This window comes from Paenibacillus kribbensis (genome assembly GCF_002240415.1).
GTDB classification, from domain to species: Bacteria; Bacillota; Bacilli; order Paenibacillales; family Paenibacillaceae; genus Paenibacillus; species Paenibacillus kribbensis.
The window spans coordinates 2715807-2736536 of record NZ_CP020028.1; the positions used below are offsets into that span (position 1 = coordinate 2715807).

Consider the following 20730-nt stretch of genomic DNA (forward strand, 5'->3'; position numbering starts at 1 on the left):
AATTATTCAGCTTTCGTCTCAAAATCGGTTGAATACGCCGTGTCCTTTTGTCCTTCAAGCGCCGCCAAGCGAGAGCTTAGACTTGTATGAATCGCATCGTATGCATCGCTTCCCAACGTTAATCGAAGCGGCGCGTTTTCCTCATCTGCTACGTCGATCATCGCTTTAACCATTCGATCAGCTCGGTCATAATTAGGCGTTTGAAATCGTTGAAGTTGTGAATAGGTTGTTCGATTATTAGTTCAGTTAGCCGAATTAGCCTTATCTCGTACTCTCTACACAGTAGATTGAAAAATAAAGCTTCTTTAGTTTTAAAATAAACGAAAAGAATACCCTTTGACATTTGCATTTCTTTAGCGATGTCCGACATTTTAATGTGATTGTATTCGGATTCTTCAAACATGCGAGCGGCCTGATCTAGAATGGCTTGCGCCTTTAACGCCTTCGCTTCATCTGTCATTGCACGTTTTGCCATAAAACTGCCCCCCAATTTTATAAATGTATCACCTTATAGAAATGGAATCAAAACGTTCTATAACACGTTACTTTATGTATTTCAATTTAATGATCCTCTTAGACAATAAATGATGCAAAAGAACCTTCAAAACCACTATGTAAGTGGAAATGAAGGTTCTTTTGTTAAATGAAATCATTTACAATTTGGGGGCCGAAATTTCCCAAATCGACTTTTGGGACAGTCCCTTGTTCATATGGAGCCTCCTTAATTAACGATTTAAAAGAGCATCAAAAACAGTCAATTTGTTCGAAGCGCATTTAGGTGATTTTACTTATTTATTAAGTTGTTCATGCCCAAACGATAGCAAGTTGGCTCGGCCATGTAGAATCCGAACAACCATGAATATATATGGTCATCCCTTGAAGTGCAGCAATGAGTTGTGCAACCACCGTGGATCTCAGCCTCCAATCCTTTTTTAAACCGAACTCAGCACGTTGCAACAATCATCTTTGGAAATATCCAATTTGTAACTAAGTAAAACGTAAAACAGGTTTCTTGGATAACTAAGCCTTTAGCCTTAACGACCTACTGGGATGAAATATGAATACTCTTTAAATTCGGTCCTTCTGTGCCGGTCGTTACCACTTTTAATGTATTGATTCCGCTACTCATGGGTATCTGAATTGTTTTTTCTTCCCATATTCCCCAACTCCCAGTTGCATCAAAAGCTGCATCGCTAATTACCTTCGTTCCGTTCACATACACATCGAGATTCCTTATACCTCTCTCCAAAGCATATTTGAATTTAACATTTTTTGTGCCTGCTAAGGCACAGTTAATGCTGTTCCACTGAATGGATGCCTCGGACATGGCAGTAAAGTCGACATATTGTATGGGTTTATTGTCCAAATAAGTGCTCCGTACTACGGAGTTGACCAATGTGGTATCCTTATCCGCTTCATAAGTGGTACCTCCAGCAGCCACCGCAGTGGCATTATTTTTTGTAAACTGCCAGTAATCGAAATTGAACAAGCTGTCTGTAGCGTTTCCGGTAAATACAAAGAAGACGTTGTGAATACCGGTTGCACCGCTTACAGTAGTTTCTAGTTCTCTCCAGGTTTGCTCTCCACCTGTTGAAGGTACGTTAAGCGTTCCTGCCAGCTTGCCTGTTACACTATCAAGACGGACTTCAATTTTACCACCTGTGATGGAGGCAACATTAGCTTTAAAGGTCTTGGCTCCTATGGAACCGAAGTCAGCGTTACCTACCGCAATCCAGTCTCCATTGTGAATACCAGTTACGTGCTGGTTGTTGACCGGACCGCCTATCGCTGAAGATTTCTCAGTTAAAATTCCCCGGTTCCAACCAAATGTTTCTGCCTCTACTCGTTGATAGGGATCAAGATTGTCCAGTTGGGCTACGCCTGCATAATTGGCAGCAACCTCTTGAATGCTTCCATCTGCACGATGCACAAGCTTGTTGATATGGGGAGAACGGTATCCCTTACCTTCACCAAATAACGCTAAACTAACCGTTTGAGCATGGTAGGCTACATACCATTCCCCTTTAAAGTTGAAAACAGCATGATGGTTGTTCCCACCGGCCTTAAAAAAGGATGCTGGATTTTTCAGGAAATGTCCTGCGTACGTAAACGGCCCCATCGGACTTGTGCTGGTCATATACCCTATTTGCCCCCCTGGTATATTGGCAGGGTGTACGCCTCCGAAGTTAATGCAATAGGAATAGTAATAGATTCCGTTATATTTATGAATTCCTGAGTCTTCCAGGATAAATGGAGCATCAATCATAGATGCACTTCCAACAACGCTGGTCATGTCGGCTCCCAGCTTCAACACTCTGGCTGTTTTGGGATTGGCCCGTTGCTCTTGGGTTGGTGTAGAACCACCAGGAATGCCACCACCAGTGTAGAGGTAGCCTGTGCCGTCGTCATCCACCAATACGGCTGGGTCGAAAAGCCATACAACATCAGACATGCCTGGTGTTTTAGTAGTAACCAGCGCTTTTCCCAACGGATCTGTCCATGGCCCAATGGGGCTATCTGCCGTGAGAACACCGATACCTCCGGTACCATTTGCAAAATAAAGGAAGAATTTGTCCTTGCCATTGATCTTTTTAACTGCGGCTGTCGGCGCCCAAGAAGCACCGGCCCATTTCGCAATGCCCTTGCCGCCGTTGGCGCCATTGGCCCCTGCTACTGGAATGGCTCCGTGGTCGGTCCAGTTCACCATATCTGCGGAAGATATGACAAATACACTCTTCAAATTAGCAAATGAATTGTCTTTAATCGTTCCGTCGCTATTGTATTCATAGTTATCACTGGACATATAGATGTAGACTCTTCCGTTATAGGTCAACGCAAAGGGATCTGCTCCTAAATGATGGTCTATCAGTGGGTTGGAATTTCCAATATGCTTGGCAATTGTAGAGCTGGCTGCAGACGCAGGCACTTCAGAAGTGCAACTCCAGACAAGTGCTAGAACGAATAAAAACAAACTACATTTCTTCCACATCGTTTTATCCTCCTTAAACCAATGAAAGTACCCTGCCAAGTAGACATAGTTTCTTCGTCGTGTCTGACTAACAGGGTACAATTCATTCTTTATAGCTTTTGCTTATATTAGGTTATTGGGGTGATACAGTGATTTTATCAATATTGGGGCCTTCTGTACCCGTAGTTACTACTTTTAAGGTATTTACTTCACTCTTGAATGGTAGCTGGACTGTAGTTTCACCCCAGGTTCCCCAACTACCAGTGGCTTCGAAAGGCGCGTCGCTCATTACTTTTGCTCCATTCACATACACATCCAGGTATCGTGTACCTTTATCCAGCGCATATCTGAATTTCACATTTTTGGAGCCTGCAAAAGCACAGTTAATGCTGTTCCACTGAATGGATGCATCGGATATGGTGTTAAAATTAACAAATTGAATATTGTTATTTTCCGAGTAAGTGCTCTCTACTACGGAGTTAACCAAGGTGGTATCCTTCTCAGCTTCGTAAGTGGTACCGACATTGGTATTGACGATGTTGTTATTTTTGCCTAATTCAGCTACAAAAGTAGTTACACTTTGCGCAGGAAGCTGAGCCGTAAAGGAACTGCCTGCCACATTTATTTTTGGTCCGGCTGCCAGATTTCTGGTTCGATCTGTTACCCAGGAGGAGACTGTGGATGCTGTTCCGTTTTTCAGTGTAAAGTTTTGGCTTACTGGGGAAGCACTTTTGTTGATTGCCACAATGACGACCTTGTTGTCACCTTTATAGGCAGAAGTGTAAATGTTGGCAGCAGGGTTCTTTGTTGCATCTACTCTTACATATCCAGGACGAACAAATTTCGAGAAGTGAGCCATATTATAACCGCGTTTGCTGATTGTACCGTCTTCATTCATTGGGCTGTATTGTCTGCGGATGTACCACCATACGTATGCCTGGAAGTCTCCCTCTACCATCGCATTGTGAATGTGATAGGAGACATCCAGTGCCTCAGGCCAGCGATCTGCCGAGTTGGCTTCACTGTTCGGATAGTAGACTTCTGTCATCCAGAGCTCTTTGCCAGCTCCTTTTTGCTTGAACAGCGGATAAGAGAAATCGCTGAATCTCGTACCATAAGTATGTGCTCCCAGAATATCCATATTTGCAAGGGCCTGTGGATCATTCAAAATCTTGTCTGACATTGCTTTGACATAAGAAAATGATTCAGGTGCCATGACTCGGTTGTTGATGGAACCGGCATTTTCTTTCATAAAGCGAAGAATTTCATCGGCAGACCACCATGTCCAGTCATGGGCATAATCCGGCTCGTTTTGAACAGAAATAGCATATAGATTTACACCATTGCTTTTCATAAAGGAGTCGAATTCATTCAAATACTTGGCATAAGCATCATACTTATCGTATCTGAGGCGTTTTGCCGTTTGGGACTCAACATAAGCAGTAATATTGATGTTATCAATAATCGGGGCTTCTGTCCCTGTCGTGACCAGTTTCAATGTGCTGGTTCCATTAGCCATCGATACCTGGATTGATTTTTCGCCCCAAGTGCTCCAACTGCCAGTGGCTTCAAAAGGAACGTTGCTCTGTGTTTTCGCCCCATTCACATAGACGTCCAGCTTGCTTGTTCCATTTGGCAGGGCATAGCGAATTTTCACATTTTTCGTTCCTGTACTGCCGATGGGGATTGTATTGAATTGGACAGCAGAATTGGTTGTATTTTGAAACTTGACATACCCGGTACCGGTGTAGCCCGAATTCGTACGCTCCTCTTTTGCATTGGTGAGTGTGGTACCTGTTTCCGCTTCATATGTAGTGCCTGTACCTGAGTTTGTTCCGAGCGTGAAGGTCTCAACCATGTCGCTTGGAGGATTCCAAGGCGTAGCAAAAACGATTGCGCCGTTTTCGATCGCCTTTTTTGCTGTTGCTACTTCCCTTTTCCAATTATTTTTATTTTCGTCAATAGGAATTCTTAGTACAGTAAGCCCCAACTGATTATTGCCATTGCCAAAAGCGGTTTCTCTTTGAGCTGGTGTCAAATCTCCAGCCCAACCGGAATGGTTCATGCCTCCAAAACCGCGAATGACTTGCTTTTCGGCTGATAAATCAACGGTTACATCGCTTGCCGCTGACACCTGAACGGGCGCTGGCACTGTTAACATGATCGGCAACGCAGTTGCCAATGCTAACAATGAGCAGATTGACTTTTTTACATGGGATTTCATTTCCATCTCTCCTCAACAAAATAATAACTTTCCATACATTTGTAATTCAAATGTGGTTTTCACTTGTTGTTATATCGGTAATTTGTCCAGATCACTCTCTTTCGCATTTCAAATTTTAGATTTATAATACAACACAACAAATTATTTACTGTCGATAATTGTAATGTACTTCCTAAATACCAGAATAGGGTCAATAGAACTGTTTGTTTCTTTCGCAATCTCCTCATTATTTTGTGTATATGTGAAAAATTTACCGAAGTAAGTTTTCGTTCCCTAATATTTGATGTGACTTCCAGCATATAGCAGGCACAGACGGATCGCCTGTGCCTATCGTCAGTTTATGTCCGGAAGAAAAAGACCACCGTTCAGAATGTGAGTACCATTGTCGGCATCACTGTAATTGAGCATGATCTCCAGACTATCTCAGTGGAATGCTTCTTCCGGTTTATCGATCGTAACTGTCGGTTATCCCATGGGGATCTTGCGAAGTAATCCGTCCCTCCTTGATCCATTTCTCGCCACTTACATCATATCCAGGCATTTGCGATCCGGGCACCTGATTTCCGTTTGAGTTGAATATGACCTTCGCCTGCGTCCAGCCTGGGGCCCTATATACATACCAGCCGTTACCTTCGTCCTGCATGGCCACGCCCGGCCAAGCTGAGCCTTCCTTGAGCGGAGTCACAGAATCGTCGTAGTAGTAGATGTTCGGTGCTCCCCAGCCAGAAGGCTTGTAGAAATGAACGGTTATGCCCGAGCTCGGTTCCTCCTTCGTATACCTAAAAGTCTTCTCTGTTTGACCGGACAAATTCGCGGCGACAATCTTCAGAACAAACGTTGATCCGATTGGAGTCCCAGCGCCAATGCTGACCATATCCCCTGATTTGAACGGAGTTGCTGGCCCCCCGTTCAAAGTGTAGATTGCCGAATTTGCATTGGAATAGTTCATTCTCACGGTAACTGAATCTGTAAAGAAAGCGCCTTCCTCAGGATCGACGGATACTGTCGGAGTTTGCTGCGCCGCATTATACAGTACGGCGATCCTGCCTCCGTCCAGATGACCGGTAATTCTGCCGTTCGATACCGTAAATGATCCACCGCCGCTGGCCTTGTTCTGGTAAACGCCGTCCTCCAGTCTGGTAGGGGTGTTGATTTGAGCATTGCCTCCAAGATTTACAATCGTCATACCTTTGGTTCCGCGTTCAACCTGCATAATTTGATTCCCTTGCGTCCTAAGGTATTCGTCTTGACCTACCATGGCATTGTGGAACTTGTTAACGGCAACGATGTCCGGGTCCTTCCAGAGCGTATTCCCCGCGTCGCCGAGTCGGTTCGCAAATTTTCCATTTCCTGCCGGTCTGTTGAAGAACAGAGAGGTCGTCTCCGCCCGGGAGGCGATAATTGCCCAGCCCATTTTGATCTGCCAATCGTTCAACCCCGTTGATTCGCTGTTGTCGTTTGCATAAGTGTCATGCGATTCCACCCAGGTAACTAATTTGGAAGGGCTTACATTATTAGCGTTAAAAGATTTGGCTGCATCAATATTGATACTACCGTGATAACCAACAGCACTTCTGACACTGTTCCCGTAGCTGGATGCGCTCAAACTGAGGTAATTGGCATAGCCGGCAAAGTTGTCAGCCCCGCCTTGAAGCACTTCCCCGTAATTAAACAGTCTGTCTTTATTGTTCAACGAGCCCAGTACCCGGGGCCAGAAGTTGGAGCCCCCCGGATCGTTAGGCAGCTCAATATGCTTAGCGGCGTCGAATCTGAAGCCATCCGCGCCTAAGGAAATGGCGTCATTCAGGAAGCCGATAATAATATCTTGCAATTCCTGATTAGACGTGTTGAGGTCGGGCAGACCAATTCCCCACTGCGTGACTTGCCAACGGTCATTCCAGTTTTCCACGCCTCTGGCCTCATGCCAGAAATAGCGGTTATTCTTGATCACCGGATCAACATTATGCGCTGGCTGATACTGCTGATTTCCACCGCCCGCATTCCCCGTATGATTGGCGACAACATCAACGATAACACTTATGCCGTATTTATGCGCTTCCTGGCAAAGCTGTCTGAAATCCTCCCTGCTTCCCAATTGAGAGTTACCGATATTAAAGTTGATGGGCTGGTACAAAATCCACCACTTGCTGCCTTCTGTCAACCCTTCCTTGTTAGCTTGGATTGGTGAAGTTTGCACCGCTTTAAATCCCGCCTGAGCCAGTTCAGGAAGGTTCCTGGTGATGTTGTCAAAAGACCAGTTCCATGCATGAAAAATAAGACCATCCTTCGTCCTTTCCGGAAGTTCGTAGTTTGTGGCAGTTGTTAGCTTCGCGTCTGAACCGCCTAACTGCTGAACATCAGCATTCGCCTGTGCTTCGGGAGTAAACCCAATCGTTTGTAACAACAATACGACAAAAAGAACAATACTCCAGGTACGTCTCAAAACGGGGCTTGTCTTCCTCCTCATGCTAAACACTCCTTTTAATATTATTTTACAACCAACCTCTCATAAGAGATTAGGAGTAAATAAAAGAGGGCAAAACAAACTGTATACGCTTTCAAAATAGGCAATCGTTTGCACTCAATGACATGATTTCATTTATTTAACAACTTGTCAACACTTATATTAAAGATAAATTTATAAGCTTTTCGGACATTGGCTTCAATTATGAACAGGCTATCTTAGGGTTTGAAATATGTCCCCAGCAATACATTGACCAGTAAAAGTATGGTTGATATAATCATAAAAGGAAAAATCATTGGTATAGAGCCTGTGTGAATGGGCTGTTCTCATAGTTTATTTTGTAAGCGTGTACAATGATTATTTTCCAAATATACAACGGAGGAGGCGATCAATGAATCCATTTCATCAAAATAAATGCCTTTCTTTTTTTACTTTCAATGCAACCGATTGCATGATCTAACCCACTAAAATTATCAGGAGGTTGTTAACTTGCTAAGAAAAAAAACGGGGAGTTTTATTTCTTGGTTGATGATTGTATCGCTTTGCTTCAGCTTCTTCGGTTTACCCGGCGTAGCTTCGAGCAACAACAATTATACAGCCACCTACACGAATTCCACAGCGACTGCTCTTCCATCGACCACCGCTTCGATCACGTCTACCGTTACCGCAACGTATGCATCTACCACAACACTTAATTCAACTCAAACTGGGTTAACGGTTCACTTTAAGAAACCTTCAAGCTGGAATTCAGCGATTCGAATCCATTACTGGAATCTGAAACCGGCAACTGTTCCAATTAGCGGGGCGTGGCCGGGAATTCTGATGACGTCGGATGGAAACGACTGGTACAGTTACACCATTACCGGGGCTATGGGCTCAAGTCTCATCTTTAATGACGGCAGCGGCAAACAGACGGCCGACTTGTCCCGCAGTGTGAAAGAGGGCTGGTATTACACAGATAACACATGGTATGATGCCAACCCGGAAATGCCTAAAATTCCAGCGATTTCTGCCTCTCCTGTACCCAAAACATACGATTCGTCCCAAACGGTGACGCTGTCCAGCACCAACAGTGACGATAAGATTTACTATACGCTAGACGGTTCGACACCTACGACATCCTCGACCTTGTATACCTCTCCAATTCAAGTTGCGTCCTCTTTGACCATTAAGGCTTTAGGTGTCAACTCAATTGGTCAAACTGGAAATGCATCCTCTTTCGCTTATGTGATTGACCTGAATGCAGATCTACAAGCTCCCACAATCACAGCGAATTTACCTGCCGGGCATTCCGATTCCTCGGTGACTGTATCCTTCACTATCAAAGATAACAAGGCGGCAACGACCAAGGCATACTATACGGAAGATGGTACGGAACCAACCATAAGTTCAAAAGTCTATGTCCTTGGCAATGCTCTGGCCGGATTGACCGGTCCGTCCATCCTTATCTCCAAGACCACGACATTAAAATTTCTCGTTATAGACAGCGCTGGCAATCAAACCAAACAGAGCTTTGTTTATAATATTGGAAATAAAGGTGACTTTCGGGAAGACACTATTTACTTCGTGATTACTTCCCGGTTCTATGACGGTGATCCGAGCAACAACATGCACGCATGGGATGATGCCAAGGCGCGTAATCCGGATTCAGACCCGGCTTGGAGAGGGGACTTTAAGGGGCTGATTCAAAAGCTCGACTATATCAAAGCCCTCGGGTTCAGCGCCATCTGGATTACACCTGTTGTGCAAAATGCCAGCGGTTATGATTATCATGGTTACCATGCAATAAATTTTTCCAAAGTAGACCCTAGATATGAGTCGGCGGGAGCTTCTTATCAGGATTTGATCAATGCGGCCCATGCCAAAGGGCTGAAGGTTATTCAGGACATCGTCGTCAATCATACCGGTAATTTTGGTGAAGAGAACCTGTACCCCATGTTTAAGAAAGATCCGGCTAAACCGGATACTGCTAACAACTTGGTGAAAACTACAGATAAGCTGCCGTCAAACTATGATACTTTGACGCCTGATCAGCAATATCAGGCAAGGCTCGATTTAATGAAGAACGAGGGAACGAATAATAACATTTACCATACAGAGAAAAGTCTTTCCTGGGAATCCTATACGGTTCAAACCGGACAGATAGCGGGAGATTGTGTGGACCTGAACACAGAAAATCCTGCAGTTAACAAATATTTAATTGATACCTACAATCACTATATTGACATGGGTGTTGATGCTTTTCGTGTCGATACGGTGAAGCATGTGAGCCGGTATATTTTCAATAAATACTATATTCCTGCCTGGAAGACAAGAGGCGGCTCGGATTTCTATATTTTTGGAGAAGTAGCTACTCGTTACAGAGATGTCTGGAACAGTGGAATTCCAGCGATCTCGACGCCATTCTATACTTGGAAAAGCTCAAAATCGTATCCGGGCGATGGAAAAAATGACTATGCCTCCAATAAAATGTCGGTTGAACAAGAGTGGGCGGACAACTCTTCTACTACAGCAGGACAGCCAACCTCGAACAATGCTTTCTTAAACGGAAATACCTATCATAAGCCTGACTATTCGATGAAATCTGGTATGGATGTGATTGATTTCCCAATGCATTGGGCATTCAAGACCGCGCATGAAGCATTCAATATGAGAAGTGGCGACCAATACTATAATGATGCTACGTGGAATGTAACCTATGTCGACTCACATGACTATGCGCCTGACCAGGCTCCAGAAAATCAAAGATTCGCGGGTACACAGGATACTTGGGCTGAGAATCTCGATCTGATGTTCACCTTCCGCGGAATACCCGCTATCTTCTATGGTTCCGAAATCGAATTTCAAAAGGGGGCTGTCATTGATCCGGGTCCAAATGCACCGCTAAGCAAAACGGGACGGGCTTACTACGGCGATCACATAGAAGGCAATGTTACGGTACAAGATTACGGTAAATACACAAATGCTACCGGAACACTTGCGGAATCGCTCAACCATCCTCTGGCGAAACATATCAGACAGCTTAATTTAATCAGAAGAGCTGTTCCCGCCTTGCAAAAAGGTCAGTATTCCACAGAGAATGTGTCGGGCGATCTGGCGTTTAAGAGAAGATATACCGACAGCGCCAAAGGCATTGACAGCTTTGCATTGGTCACGATTTCGGGAAACGCCACGTTTACCGGCATTCCGAACGGAACCTATGTGGATGCGGTGACTGGTGATTCCAAAACCGTTACGGATGGCAAGATTACCCTGACATGCTCCGGCAAAGGAAATGCAAGGGTTTATGTATTGAATGGCAGAGGTGGAATTGGAGAAACGGGAACCTATCTGAAGTAAACGGCAGTATGTCATAGTTAACTGGAATCAACCTCAGTTCGGTATTGCACCGCGCTAAGGTTGATTCCAGTTAAAAAGTAGATTCAAGAGAGAATCCAGATATTGCTCTGAACTAAAATCAAGTATTAACGGGTTATCGCTTCTTGCAATAAAGCAACTGTATATTTTAGAAAAGAGCCGAAGAAAACTTCGGCTCTTTACGTAATGCAGTAAACTTGCTAATTGTAGTCGGTATTTTTGCAGTCATTATTTTGCTTATCAAATTGTTTTGACTATAGGTTAAGCGTGAGCACGGTTACCCTGCTCTCTTGTCCATTCCGTTGCGTGTTCATCACCCCTACATTGCTCACCGATCCGGAACCAGTTTCTTTCTACCAGATTGAGGCTGTTTTAAACCATCCCTAGTTTGAACAGGGAACAAAAAAAGGACGCTCCCAGCTCATTCCGGAAACGCCCTTCTTGTATTCGATCTTTATATCTAGTTGTTGGCCGTACTCCCAACTAGACAAAATTCCTTGCTTAATGCCGTCACCTCACGAAACGGAAAAAATCGTACGCTAAGCAATGCGTTGCATGAAAAAACAGGACCCTTAAAGAGAATCCGGTTCTCGTAATAGCAAGCGAAGTTGAACTAACGTCCCCGTTAGCTCAAAATTGTATCCCGTTTTTGCTAATCAAGCGGAAACTTAATGAAGTGTTTTCAATGCCTCAGCTGTAATAGGGATCAATTCGTCTGTTCGGCCGTCTCGGATTTTCTTTGCCCAAGCAGGATCAGCCAATAATGCCCGGCCTACGGCTACCAGATCGAATTCTTCACGTTCCAGCCTCTCGATTAGCCCGTCGATCTTGGTATTACCCGCTCCCTTTCCTTCGGTTAAAAGACTCATAAATTCGCCATCGAGACCTACCGATCCAACTGTAATCGTCGGTTTCCCTGTCAGCTTTTTCGTCCATCCGGCAAGATTCAGATCGGATCCTTCAAATTCGGGCTCCCAGAAACGGCGAGTGGAGCAATGGAACATATCGACGCCCGCATCGACCAATGGCCCCAAGAACTGCTCTAGCAGTACCGGTGTCTCAGCCAATTTCGCCGTATAGTCATCCCCCTTCCATTGCGAGAAACGCAATACAATTGGGAAATCCCGTCCGACGGCACGGCGACAAGCTTCGATGACCTCTACTGCAAAGCGGGTACGCGCAACCATGTCGCCGCCAAAGCGATCGGTACGCGGGTTGGTTTTCTCCCAGAAGAATTGGTCGATCAAATAACCATGCGCACCGTGGAGCTCGATGCCGTCAAAGCCAAGCCGCTTGGCTTCAACTGCTGCCTGTGCAAAGGCTTGGATGATTGCGACGATTTCCGATTCCGAATAATCGCCGACATTGCCTCGTGTCCCCATATGCCAAATCTGCGGTATGATCCGTCCGCCTGCCTCGTGTACCGCAGCCACTATGTTTGCCCAACCCTCTAAAGCAGCCTCACCATAGATGTGTGGTACGTTGTCTTGACTTGACGAATCCGGGTGATTGATGACTGTACCCTCAGTGACTATAAGACCAACACCGTTCTCAGCTCTGCGACGATAATAGGAAGCCATGTCTAAACTCGGTACCCCATCTGGGGAAAATTGTCGGGTCATCGGCGCCATCACGATACGATTAGATAGAGTCATATTCCCGATTGCGAATGGTTTGAACAGGGCCTGAACAGATCGAGTATTATTCATAACGACCTCCAAATTAATTTATTTAAAATATCTGGATATTTTTGTGCAACAGACTAGCGGTTGCGTTAAAAGTGTTACAATCAGCATCTTAAATTCGTATTTTTACTCAACACATAATTATATAATCCCAAAGAACCACCTCCTTTCATTTTTATCATCAATTCTTTACCTTGTAGATCTTTTATTGACCACATAGTCAAAAATTTCGTAAAAAAAAGGATTAGGGCACGATCATCGCAAAAGACGTATATAAGACCATATCGATCCGCTCCCAGGATGCACCAGACTTCTCCATCATTTTCGCGCCTTGAAGAGCATTGTTTAGATAAGCAGCAAGCTCTTTGCTGGTATAGCGGGTCGTAATCAACTGCTGCTCCTGACCGCTACGGATTATCTTCTCAAGTAATTGTTCGACTTCGGCAAACATCATCTCTACTTCGCGTTTTACCTCCTTGTCGTCGGTACCGAATTCCAGTGCTGAATTCACCATGAGGCATCCTCTGCGAATTGTTTCGTGGCATTGACCTAGCGCAATACCTCGTATAGCGTCTAGCTTCTTTATGGGAGACATGTCGTCCTGGGAGACCAATTCTTCCAGCACTGCTACACTCTGTTTGCGATACAACACCAACGCCTTCAAAAACAATGATCGCTTGTCATCAAAAACGCCGTACAAACTTTGTTTCTTGACCCGCGTCGTTTGGGTCAAATCCTCAAAGGAGGTCGACTTAAAGCCTTTCGTCCAGAACACTTCCATGGATTGGTGTAGTGCACGATCGACATCAAATTCTCTTGGTCTGCTCATGAAATCACCTCGTGGGATCATCATATCCAATCTTGACCACGAAGTCAATAATCAAGCACCTTCGCAGCAAAGCTGCCCGTCCCGCCAATCTTAGCGTTAGCCATTATCTGAGTGAGCATAGTTCGAACGTTGTTCACACACGCTCTACTGCAGGGTCAACGCATTGGTTATGTCTGGGTAAAGCATCGAGTAGAATCCAGAACGACAATTGGAACAAGTTCAGATAGATCGGATATTGACAGACAAAGCATCTAGTAAAGATACGCAAAGACCGCAATTAGAAGTGTTACTCGCGTTTGTTCGCGAAGGAGATCTAGTGGTGATACATAGTATGGATCGTCTCGCCCGCAACTTGGATGACTTCGGAAAATCGTCCAAGACCTGATCAAACGGAACGTTCAGATCGAGTTTGTTAAAGAGAATTTAACCTTTACTGGTGAAGATTCACCTATGGCCAACCTTATGCTTTCGGTGATGGGGGCTTTTGCAGAGTTCAAGCGGTGCCTTGATTCGCGAACGTCAGCGAGAGGGAATTGCATTGGCCAAGCAGCGTGGCGTGTACTGAGGACGAAAGAAGTCATTTCTAAATGTTACAAACTCCTCAAAAGAGTGAAACTTTGTGTCATTCACCTTGAAAGAGAGAAACTTTGTGTCTACCTGCCTGCACTGAACATGATACAAAAAGCGGTTCTGAAAAAATGCCTCCCTTTCCTGTTTCAATTGACACAAGCGGACATTACGAATATTGCAATTACAGAAGATATCGATCCGTTACGGGAAGAAATCCGGGGGTGCTAAAATATATTTTATAATGCCCAAAACACTCATATAACTTTAGTAAAATTACGTCTGCCTTGATTTCAAGGTTCCGGGAAGCGGATAGCAATCGACTGGAATGAATGAAATAACTGCAAACCAAATGTGTAGGCGCTGCACCCATAAACAATTCAATAATTGTCATTTAAAATGGTTTCAATTATGATGTATGCTGAGGTATAAGTTTTTTAGCTCATTTTATATAGGAGGATAACAATGATTTATAGAAATGCTACTGTTGATGATATATCTGCTATAGTGAAATTACAAAAAAAATATCACATTACAACTATTAGTGAAAAAGACAAACCCGATGGCTTCGTTACAACCTTATTTACAGAAGAACAGTTTAAGGAATTAATTGAAAAGGAAAATGGAATTACAATTGCATGTCATGGCAAGAAGATTGTTGCTTATGTAATGGCTGCCTCGTGGAAGTATTGGGCTAAATGGCCTCTTTTTCAATATATGATTGACGATTTGAAAGATACAGAATATAAGGGAATTACGCTTTCTACAGAAAACACTTATCAGTATGGGCCAATTTGCATTGATATGGATTACAGGGGTACGGAAGTACTCCGAAAGGTTTTTGATTTTTCCAGAATGCAAATGAGTAAAAAATATCCGTTATTGATAACTTTTATAAACCACATCAATCACAGATCATACGCTGCCCATACCAAAAAGCTTGGTCTTGACGTGATTAAAAGCTTTGATTTCAACAATAATACTTACTATGAATTGGGCTGTTACACATCAGAATGATTGGATAAACATATTGTTTGCTTGCCCTGCCCGTTAAACCATTGGCGGTGCACCGTTAGCTCTACTGAATAACACGATAGATTTCCAATTTGCAGTTATAAATGAAAATTGAGCACAAAGGGATTTGCCATATGCAAAAAAACACCTCCGATGGTTAGAGACCAGATAATTCAGATCTCTACTATCGGAAGAATTATGATTTATGATTATAGCCTTTTGTCCCCAAAATTTAAGATAGTTTTGCCTATACTCGGTCAATGAGGAAGAGATGCTGTAAGCCGCAACAAGATACCTTATTTTTTAGGCTCAATTGGTAACTATGCTTATCTTACTCAGAATGAACGTCTTTTTCGCGTTCTCCATCTAGCCGTAGTTGTAATTTTTGAACATCCATAAGCCTATTTTATCATCTCAATACCAAGACTCATGGAAATCGCCCTTCAACTAGCCTACCAGGCCAATTTAAGGGCGATTAATATTGGTTATATTACCGATTGAGATCGAAACGGCTAGCGTTGAATCAGCTTAACTTACCGGTCAAAAATTGTGCCTCCCCCAGTCCAAAACTCCAATCATCATCATTATTTTCAACAATAGATACCATTAAATCGGTTGGTGCGATGCCGCATTCAGCTTCTAACCTTTCAGCCAGTAAGGAATAGAGCTTTTGTTTCTTCTCTTTTGGCCGGGCTTTGCTTATTATGGAGAGAATAACTAGACTATCGGTACGGTTAAATCCTAGCCCAGTATCCTCAATAATCATATGGTTCGCCGAGTGTTCGTGAACGATTTGATAACGATCTCGCTCAGGAACGTCAAAAGCTTCCACAACGACTTGGTGGGCAACATCCAAAAGTTTTTTCAGGCTTGCTTTATCTCGTCCTTTAATAAGATCAAAACGAAGTAATGGCATTTTAACTTCCTCCTTTTAATAAAAATTATTTTTCCCTATTTATTATCAACCATTCTAATAAAAGAAAATTTCCGGACAAGAACACTAGCTTGATCAATGGTTTGTTTTACAATTGAAGCGGCAGGTTGGTCGCCTGCTAACCGAAGACCCTGGCCCGCCCAAAGTGACATATACTCGGGTTTGTTCGCTTTTGCAGCCGCCTGACGAATGTCCCGGGTCATCGCGTTTTGAATGGGGTAAGCCGGAATTGTTCCTGGGTACTGATGCATGTCAATCATAAATTTTGTTTGAATGCCTCTTGAAGCTTTTCCGGAGTATGCACGTGTAATTTCAGTGGAGTCCTCATTTGTCGAGAGGATTTTCTGTTTGTACGTTTCGTGGGCGCCGCTCTCGGGGCAGGCTAGAAACGCAGTACCCATCTGTACTGCAGCGGCTCCTAATGCAAAGCTTGCTGCAAGTCCCCGCCCATCCATGATTCCCCCCGCTGCGATGACCGGGATCGACACATGGTCAACGATCTGCGGAACAATAGCCATGGTGCCTATCAAAGCATGGGAAGGGTCTTTCATGAAGGTCCCCCTATGCCCGCCTGCTTCGCTCCCCTGAGCCACAATTGCATCTGCACCAGTTGCTTCCAATTGCTTGGCTTCATCAACAGTTGTTGCAGTTCCAATGATGAATATTCCATGCTGTTTCATGGTTTGGATCACGTCTTGAGATGGTATGCCGAAAGTGAAACTAAATACGGGGACACGCTCCTCCAACAGTACCTGTACCTGCTCCTCAAATGATTCTGAAAACTTCATAATCGCTGGATTTTGAGCAGTACCAAGTTTGATGCGGTATTTATTCAGATAATCTGCCATCCGGTAAATTGCTTCTTCCGAATCTTCTGATTGCTCAGGCACAAACAAGTTTACTCCAAAAGGCTGGTCCGTTCGTTGCTTGATCTTTTGGATCTCGCTACGGAGTTGCTCCGGAGTTAAGTATCCGCCCCCCAAGTTGCCTAGCCCACCGGCATTTGAAACAGCCGCTACTAATTCGGGCGTCGAAACGCCACCAGCCATCGGCGCTTGAAAAATCGGGTATCGAATTTTAAGAGCACGCGTCAGATCAGTCTCAAACACCTTTAAAAACCTCCTTTTATTGTAAAATCTCAGACTTTTCACATTCGTTAATAGCGTCCAATCTTTTGAACAGGTTATTAAAATCTTTTAATTTAGCCTTATCCTCGACTTTGACTCCTGAACAAAAGAAAGAAATATTGCCGTTGCCTTCATTTAAAGAATTCATTTCTTCCAATACTTTTTTTAAATTTTTTGCAGTTCCATTATTTCCATCAGTTATATTAACATCCGATGAAAATAGTTTTCAAAATTTTGCATTTTTTATTCCTCCAATAAAGGAATCAATTCACCAATTCCATTTGTCCAATGCAAATTGCCCAGGATCTAACTAAGCTCTTGATCAGGATGAATACGAGCATGGTCCAAATTTCCTATCGCTCTTTTTTTACTTGAATTAACTGCACCGGATAGCAATATAATAGCAGCAGCAACAAGCACCAAAGTGGCCAGAAGTAATGATAGTTTGTAGCTATGCGCCATTTCCAACACGATTCCGGCTCCGATTGGACCGAGTATTTGACCTATACCATAAAATCCTGTCATCAAAGCAATTGCTCTATTACCACTGGATGGTCTAGACATACGAGCTGCGGCGAGAGCAAGCATGGAAATGCCCATAAACGTGCCTCCAAAAAGGACAGATCCTAACGTCACGCCGAATATATTGGGAAGCCATACAGGCAGTATGATTCCAACAGCTTGCAGGATAAGCGCAATAATCAATGGTTTGATGTAACCGACTTTACTCGCCCACCAGGACCAGATCACTGTTGATGGTACCGCCGCTATCCCAACGATAATCCAGCTAAAGTCAGCAAAAATTGACATATGAGGCATTTGCTTAACCATCGCCACAAGAAACGTCGCGCTTACTATATAACCTAACCCCTCAAGTCCATAAGCAACAAGTAGCCAGCCGAAGATAGATGGATTTTCCGCTGATGAACTCAGGGATTCAGCATTTTGAGTTATAGGTTTCGGCTCTTTATCACGGATAAATGACCACACAGGTATGATGAGGATGATACTGATGATCAAAAGCCCGATCCAAGTTCCCCTCCAAGTGAAAATGCTAAGAACAGGCGTAAGTAACCCAGCTAAAACAATGCCTATACCAACCCCGCCGTAAAATATACCTACCCATTTTTCACGTTTATCTGAAAACAGCGCATCCAACACTAAACTTGATGATAGAACGAAAATAAGTCCGCTGCTAACTCCAGCCAGAAAGCGCAAAATCATCCACCATAAAAATGATGAAGTGATTCCCATAAGTCCTGTTAAAATAATGCAGAGTACCAATTGCATCCGGAGATGATAGGCTCTTCGGGACCCCCATGTTATGAAACCTGCACCAAAGGCAGCGATAAGGTAACCCAAGTTATTACTCCCTGCCAAATATCCGGATTCCGTAGCGGATAGATGAGCTTGTGATTGCATCAATGGAAGTATGGAAGTATATGAAAAACGTCCGATCCCCATTGAAATGATGAGCATAACTAATCCACCGATCATGGTCTTTGTGGAATTAAACAATTTCGCATTTTTAGCTCCTGAATTCTCCATGAGACTGACTTGTCACCCTTCTAAATTCAAATTATCCCTATTCCACCCTTTTATTGTTTTTCAAAAAATCCAACATTTGCTTTCCGATTTCATATGCATGTGTTTCCAATGCAAAGTGCCCAGTATCTAATAAATGAATCTCGGCTTTAGGTAAATCCTTTTTAAAAGCTTCAGCACCAGCTGGAATAAATGAAACATCATTTTTACCCCACGTTGCTAATAAGGGCGGCTGATATTCGCGAAGATACTGCTGAAACTCCGGATACATTTTTACATTATTTTGGTAATCGAAAATTAAATCCAATTGTTTCTCATCATTTCCCAGCCGGGACATATAAGCAATATCAAGAGTATAGCCATCTGGGGAAACTTGGCTTTCCTTTGTTCCATCAACATATTGGCCCTTGATCGTGTTAGGCGCAAATGCTGCCCTATAACTTTCTCTTTTTTCTTGTGTGGGATAACGCCAATAATCTTCTCGTGCCGCCCATTTTTCCCCTAGTCCTTCACGATAAATGTTGCCATTTTGGCTTATTATTGCTGTTACACGTTCTGGATGGTGCATAGCTATACGAAAGCCAATAGGGGCTCCGTAGTCAAAGACATATAACGCATATTTAGCAAGCCCTAGTTTATCGATGAAGGTTTCGATAATTTCAGTAATATGGTCAAATGTATACTGGAAATCTTCTCTGTCAGGTGATGAGGTATTCCCGAACCCCGGATAATCAGGAGCAATTAAATAGTAGTCTTTTTCTAAAATAGGTATTAGCTCTCTAAACATATGACTTGCGGACGGAAAGCCATGAAGCAATAAAATGACTGGATTATTCGGATTACCAGCCTCACGATAAAATACGTTTAATCCTTCTACTTCTAATGAATGATAAGTCGTCATATTGTAACCTCCTGTTTTCTTCATAAGACCCGCCTCTTTCTAAACTAATTGTAACTTTTCAAAGATATCGTGTAAAATGAATTTAATCGATTTGTAATATTAAAATTATCAATAATTAGATGGGGGAATGACGGTGGACATCCGGGACTTGCAGATTTTTCTGGCAGTTGCAAACGAAGGAAGCATTACCAAAGCAGCCGAAAAAATGGAATATGTTCAGTCGAGTATAAGTATCCGTATCCAGCAGCTTGAAAAAGAACTGAAAACAGCGCTATTTCGTCGTGGACGCCAAGGGGTTCGGCTCACAACATCCGGAGAGACACTCAAGTCCTATGCTGAGAAAATTGTCTTTCTTACTCAAGAGGCGGAACGAGTCGTGGCAGATAACACAATCCCAAGAGGGCCGCTTCGGATCGGATCGCCCGAAACCACAGCTGCGATTCGGCTACCGTCTATTCTCACCGATTACCATAAATCTTATCCAGAGGTTGATTTGGCATTAAAAACTGGAACGACGGAAGAACTTATCCATTTAGTGTTGAAATACGAGTTGGACGGTGCTTTCGTAGCTGCACCAGTCCAGCACCCAGAGCTCGATATTATAGAGGTTGGGGTTGAGGAACTTGCACTCATATCAGGAGGACAATTCCCCTCAATCGATCAACCGGAACAATTAGGAAATTTGACTTTACTGGTTTTTCGTGCTGGTTGTTCTTATCGTCAAAAACTCGAGGACTGGTTACGTCTGAAAGGAATTATACCCGCAAAGATCATGGAATTCGGAACATTGGAGGGAATCCTCGGATGTATTCACGCTGGCCTCGGTATCTCTCTTTTACCTCGCTCGGTAATTGAGAGAGCCATGGTTCAATATAATTTACGCTCTCATAAGATATCGGATAAATCCTATATAACACCGATTCTATTCATACGTCGTAAAGATACTTATGAAACTGCAGCTACGTCCGAATTTATCCGGATTTCAAAACAGAGGTTCCACCTTACTTAACCTGCCATCGAAGGTTATCGACAATATCCTGCATTTTGGAGCAGCGTCAACATCTCCCTCAAAATAACAACCAAAAGTAAAGCAGTCAGCAGAATGAACTGCACCC

At 43.5% G+C, this 20730-nt stretch carries 15 protein-coding genes and 4 pseudogenes; 4 read left to right on the forward strand and 15 right to left on the reverse strand.

What is annotated here, in order from left to right; genetic code table 11:
• Positions 1 to 2 precede the first annotated feature (2 nt).
• From B4V02_RS12290 to B4V02_RS12310, 9 genes and pseudogenes are all read right to left on the reverse strand, one after another.
• The gene (locus B4V02_RS12290; protein ID WP_244188501.1) at positions 3 to 173 is read right to left on the reverse strand and encodes a hypothetical protein; all 171 of its coding nucleotides are present in this window, start codon (positions 171 to 173) and stop codon (positions 3 to 5) included.
• Positions 158 to 475 carry a TetR/AcrR family transcriptional regulator gene (locus B4V02_RS12295; RefSeq protein WP_244188502.1) on the reverse strand — a complete coding sequence of 106 codons (318 nt, stop codon included), beginning with the start codon at positions 473 to 475 and terminating at the stop codon, positions 158 to 160. Before B4V02_RS12295 ends, B4V02_RS12290 begins: the two co-directional genes overlap by 16 nt.
• 567 nt (positions 476 to 1042) lie before the next feature.
• Positions 1043 to 1327, reverse strand: a complete 285-nt coding sequence (locus B4V02_RS26620; protein ID WP_244188545.1) for a carbohydrate-binding protein — start codon at positions 1325 to 1327, stop codon at positions 1043 to 1045.
• A 126-nt stretch (positions 1328 to 1453) separates the two neighbouring features.
• Positions 1454 to 2989 (reverse strand): annotated as a pseudogene (locus B4V02_RS12300) (glycoside hydrolase family 43 protein); the annotation flags it as partial.
• Between the two features lie 112 nt (positions 2990 to 3101).
• Positions 3102 to 3455: a carbohydrate-binding protein gene (locus B4V02_RS26625; protein WP_244188546.1), complete on the reverse strand. Its 354-nt coding sequence runs from the start codon at positions 3453 to 3455 to the stop codon at positions 3102 to 3104.
• A 75-nt stretch (positions 3456 to 3530) separates the two neighbouring features.
• Positions 3531 to 4391: pseudogene (locus B4V02_RS26630) on the reverse strand (glycoside hydrolase family 30 beta sandwich domain-containing protein); the annotation flags it as partial.
• Positions 4392 to 4472: 81 nt separating this feature from the next.
• A pseudogene (locus tag B4V02_RS26635) lies at positions 4473 to 4826 on the reverse strand (carbohydrate-binding protein); the annotation flags it as partial.
• Positions 4812 to 5192, reverse strand: a pseudogene (locus B4V02_RS26640) (carbohydrate-binding protein); the annotation flags it as partial. The pseudogenes B4V02_RS26635 and B4V02_RS26640, both read right to left, overlap by 15 nt.
• A gap of 445 nt (positions 5193 to 5637) precedes the next feature.
• On the reverse strand, positions 5638 to 7659 hold the full coding sequence (locus B4V02_RS12310) for a starch-binding protein (RefSeq protein ID WP_244188503.1): 2022 nt from the start codon (positions 7657 to 7659) through the stop codon (positions 5638 to 5640).
• Positions 7660 to 8145: 486 nt separating this feature from the next.
• Between B4V02_RS12310 and B4V02_RS12315 the strand changes: the two genes are divergently transcribed.
• On the forward strand, positions 8146 to 10995 hold the full coding sequence (locus B4V02_RS12315; RefSeq protein ID WP_094154984.1) for an alpha-amylase family glycosyl hydrolase: 2850 nt from the start codon (positions 8146 to 8148) through the stop codon (positions 10993 to 10995).
• A 686-nt stretch (positions 10996 to 11681) separates the two neighbouring features.
• Here B4V02_RS12315 and B4V02_RS12320 read toward each other — a convergent pair.
• Together B4V02_RS12320 and B4V02_RS12325 are read right to left on the reverse strand one after the other, a co-directional pair.
• A complete protein-coding gene (locus B4V02_RS12320) occupies positions 11682 to 12722 on the reverse strand; it encodes an NADH:flavin oxidoreductase (protein ID WP_094154985.1) in 1041 nt (346 codons plus the stop codon).
• A 220-nt stretch (positions 12723 to 12942) separates the two neighbouring features.
• Complete coding sequence (locus B4V02_RS12325; RefSeq protein WP_094154986.1) at positions 12943 to 13527, reverse strand: TetR/AcrR family transcriptional regulator; 585 nt, start codon at positions 13525 to 13527, stop codon at positions 12943 to 12945.
• 235 nt (positions 13528 to 13762) lie between these two features.
• On the opposite strand from B4V02_RS12325, the gene B4V02_RS27220 reads away from it, so the two are divergent.
• Positions 13763 to 13912: a recombinase family protein gene (locus tag B4V02_RS27220; protein ID WP_256873587.1), complete on the forward strand. Its 150-nt coding sequence runs from the start codon at positions 13763 to 13765 to the stop codon at positions 13910 to 13912.
• A 647-nt stretch (positions 13913 to 14559) separates the two neighbouring features.
• Complete coding sequence (locus tag B4V02_RS12335) at positions 14560 to 15111, forward strand: GNAT family acetyltransferase (RefSeq protein ID WP_094154987.1); 552 nt, start codon at positions 14560 to 14562, stop codon at positions 15109 to 15111.
• A gap of 520 nt (positions 15112 to 15631) precedes the next feature.
• On the opposite strand, the gene B4V02_RS12340 is transcribed toward B4V02_RS12335, so the two are convergent.
• The 4 genes from B4V02_RS12340 to B4V02_RS12360 all read right to left on the reverse strand — a co-directional run bounded on the left by B4V02_RS12340 (position 15632) and on the right by B4V02_RS12360 (position 19615).
• A complete protein-coding gene (locus B4V02_RS12340; protein ID WP_094154988.1) occupies positions 15632 to 16024 on the reverse strand; it encodes a tautomerase family protein in 393 nt (130 codons plus the stop codon).
• Positions 16025 to 16059: 35 nt separating this feature from the next.
• The gene (locus B4V02_RS12345) at positions 16060 to 17151 is read right to left on the reverse strand and encodes an NAD(P)H-dependent flavin oxidoreductase (protein WP_094154989.1); all 1092 of its coding nucleotides are present in this window, start codon (positions 17149 to 17151) and stop codon (positions 16060 to 16062) included.
• Between the two features lie 324 nt (positions 17152 to 17475).
• Positions 17476 to 18717, reverse strand: a complete 1242-nt coding sequence (locus B4V02_RS12355; RefSeq protein ID WP_094154990.1) for a YbfB/YjiJ family MFS transporter — start codon at positions 18715 to 18717, stop codon at positions 17476 to 17478.
• Positions 18718 to 18754: 37 nt separating this feature from the next.
• Positions 18755 to 19615 (reverse strand): alpha/beta fold hydrolase, encoded by an 861-nt coding sequence (locus B4V02_RS12360; RefSeq protein ID WP_007432322.1) that lies wholly within the window; start codon positions 19613 to 19615, stop codon positions 18755 to 18757.
• Between the two features lie 133 nt (positions 19616 to 19748).
• Here B4V02_RS12360 and B4V02_RS12365 point away from each other — a divergent pair, with 133 nt between their 5' ends.
• Positions 19749 to 20624, forward strand: a complete 876-nt coding sequence (locus B4V02_RS12365) for a LysR family transcriptional regulator (RefSeq protein WP_043891318.1) — start codon at positions 19749 to 19751, stop codon at positions 20622 to 20624.
• Positions 20625 to 20730 lie beyond the last annotated feature (106 nt).

Excerpts from the sequence above, each read along its gene's own strand:
- B4V02_RS12290 (WP_244188501.1), bottom strand. The coding sequence starts at position 173 with ATGGTTAAAGCGATGATCGACGTAGCAGATGAGGAAAACGCGCCGCTT.
- B4V02_RS12295 (WP_244188502.1), bottom strand. The coding sequence starts at position 475 with ATGGCAAAACGTGCAATGACAGATGAAGCGAAGGCGTTAAAGGCGCAA.
- B4V02_RS26620 (WP_244188545.1), bottom strand. The coding sequence starts at position 1,327 with ATGTCCGAGGCATCCATTCAGTGGAACAGCATTAACTGTGCCTTAGCA.
- B4V02_RS12310 (WP_244188503.1), bottom strand. The coding sequence starts at position 7,659 with ATGAGGAGGAAGACAAGCCCCGTTTTGAGACGTACCTGGAGTATTGTT.
- B4V02_RS12320 (WP_094154985.1), bottom strand. The coding sequence starts at position 12,722 with ATGAATAATACTCGATCTGTTCAGGCCCTGTTCAAACCATTCGCAATC.
- B4V02_RS12325 (WP_094154986.1), bottom strand. The coding sequence starts at position 13,527 with ATGAGCAGACCAAGAGAATTTGATGTCGATCGTGCACTACACCAATCC.
- B4V02_RS12335 (WP_094154987.1), top strand. The coding sequence starts at position 14,560 with ATGATTTATAGAAATGCTACTGTTGATGATATATCTGCTATAGTGAAA.
- B4V02_RS12340 (WP_094154988.1), bottom strand. The coding sequence starts at position 16,024 with ATGCCATTACTTCGTTTTGATCTTATTAAAGGACGAGATAAAGCAAGC.
- B4V02_RS12355 (WP_094154990.1), bottom strand. The coding sequence starts at position 18,717 with ATGGAGAATTCAGGAGCTAAAAATGCGAAATTGTTTAATTCCACAAAG.
- B4V02_RS12360 (WP_007432322.1), bottom strand. The coding sequence starts at position 19,615 with ATGACGACTTATCATTCATTAGAAGTAGAAGGATTAAACGTATTTTAT.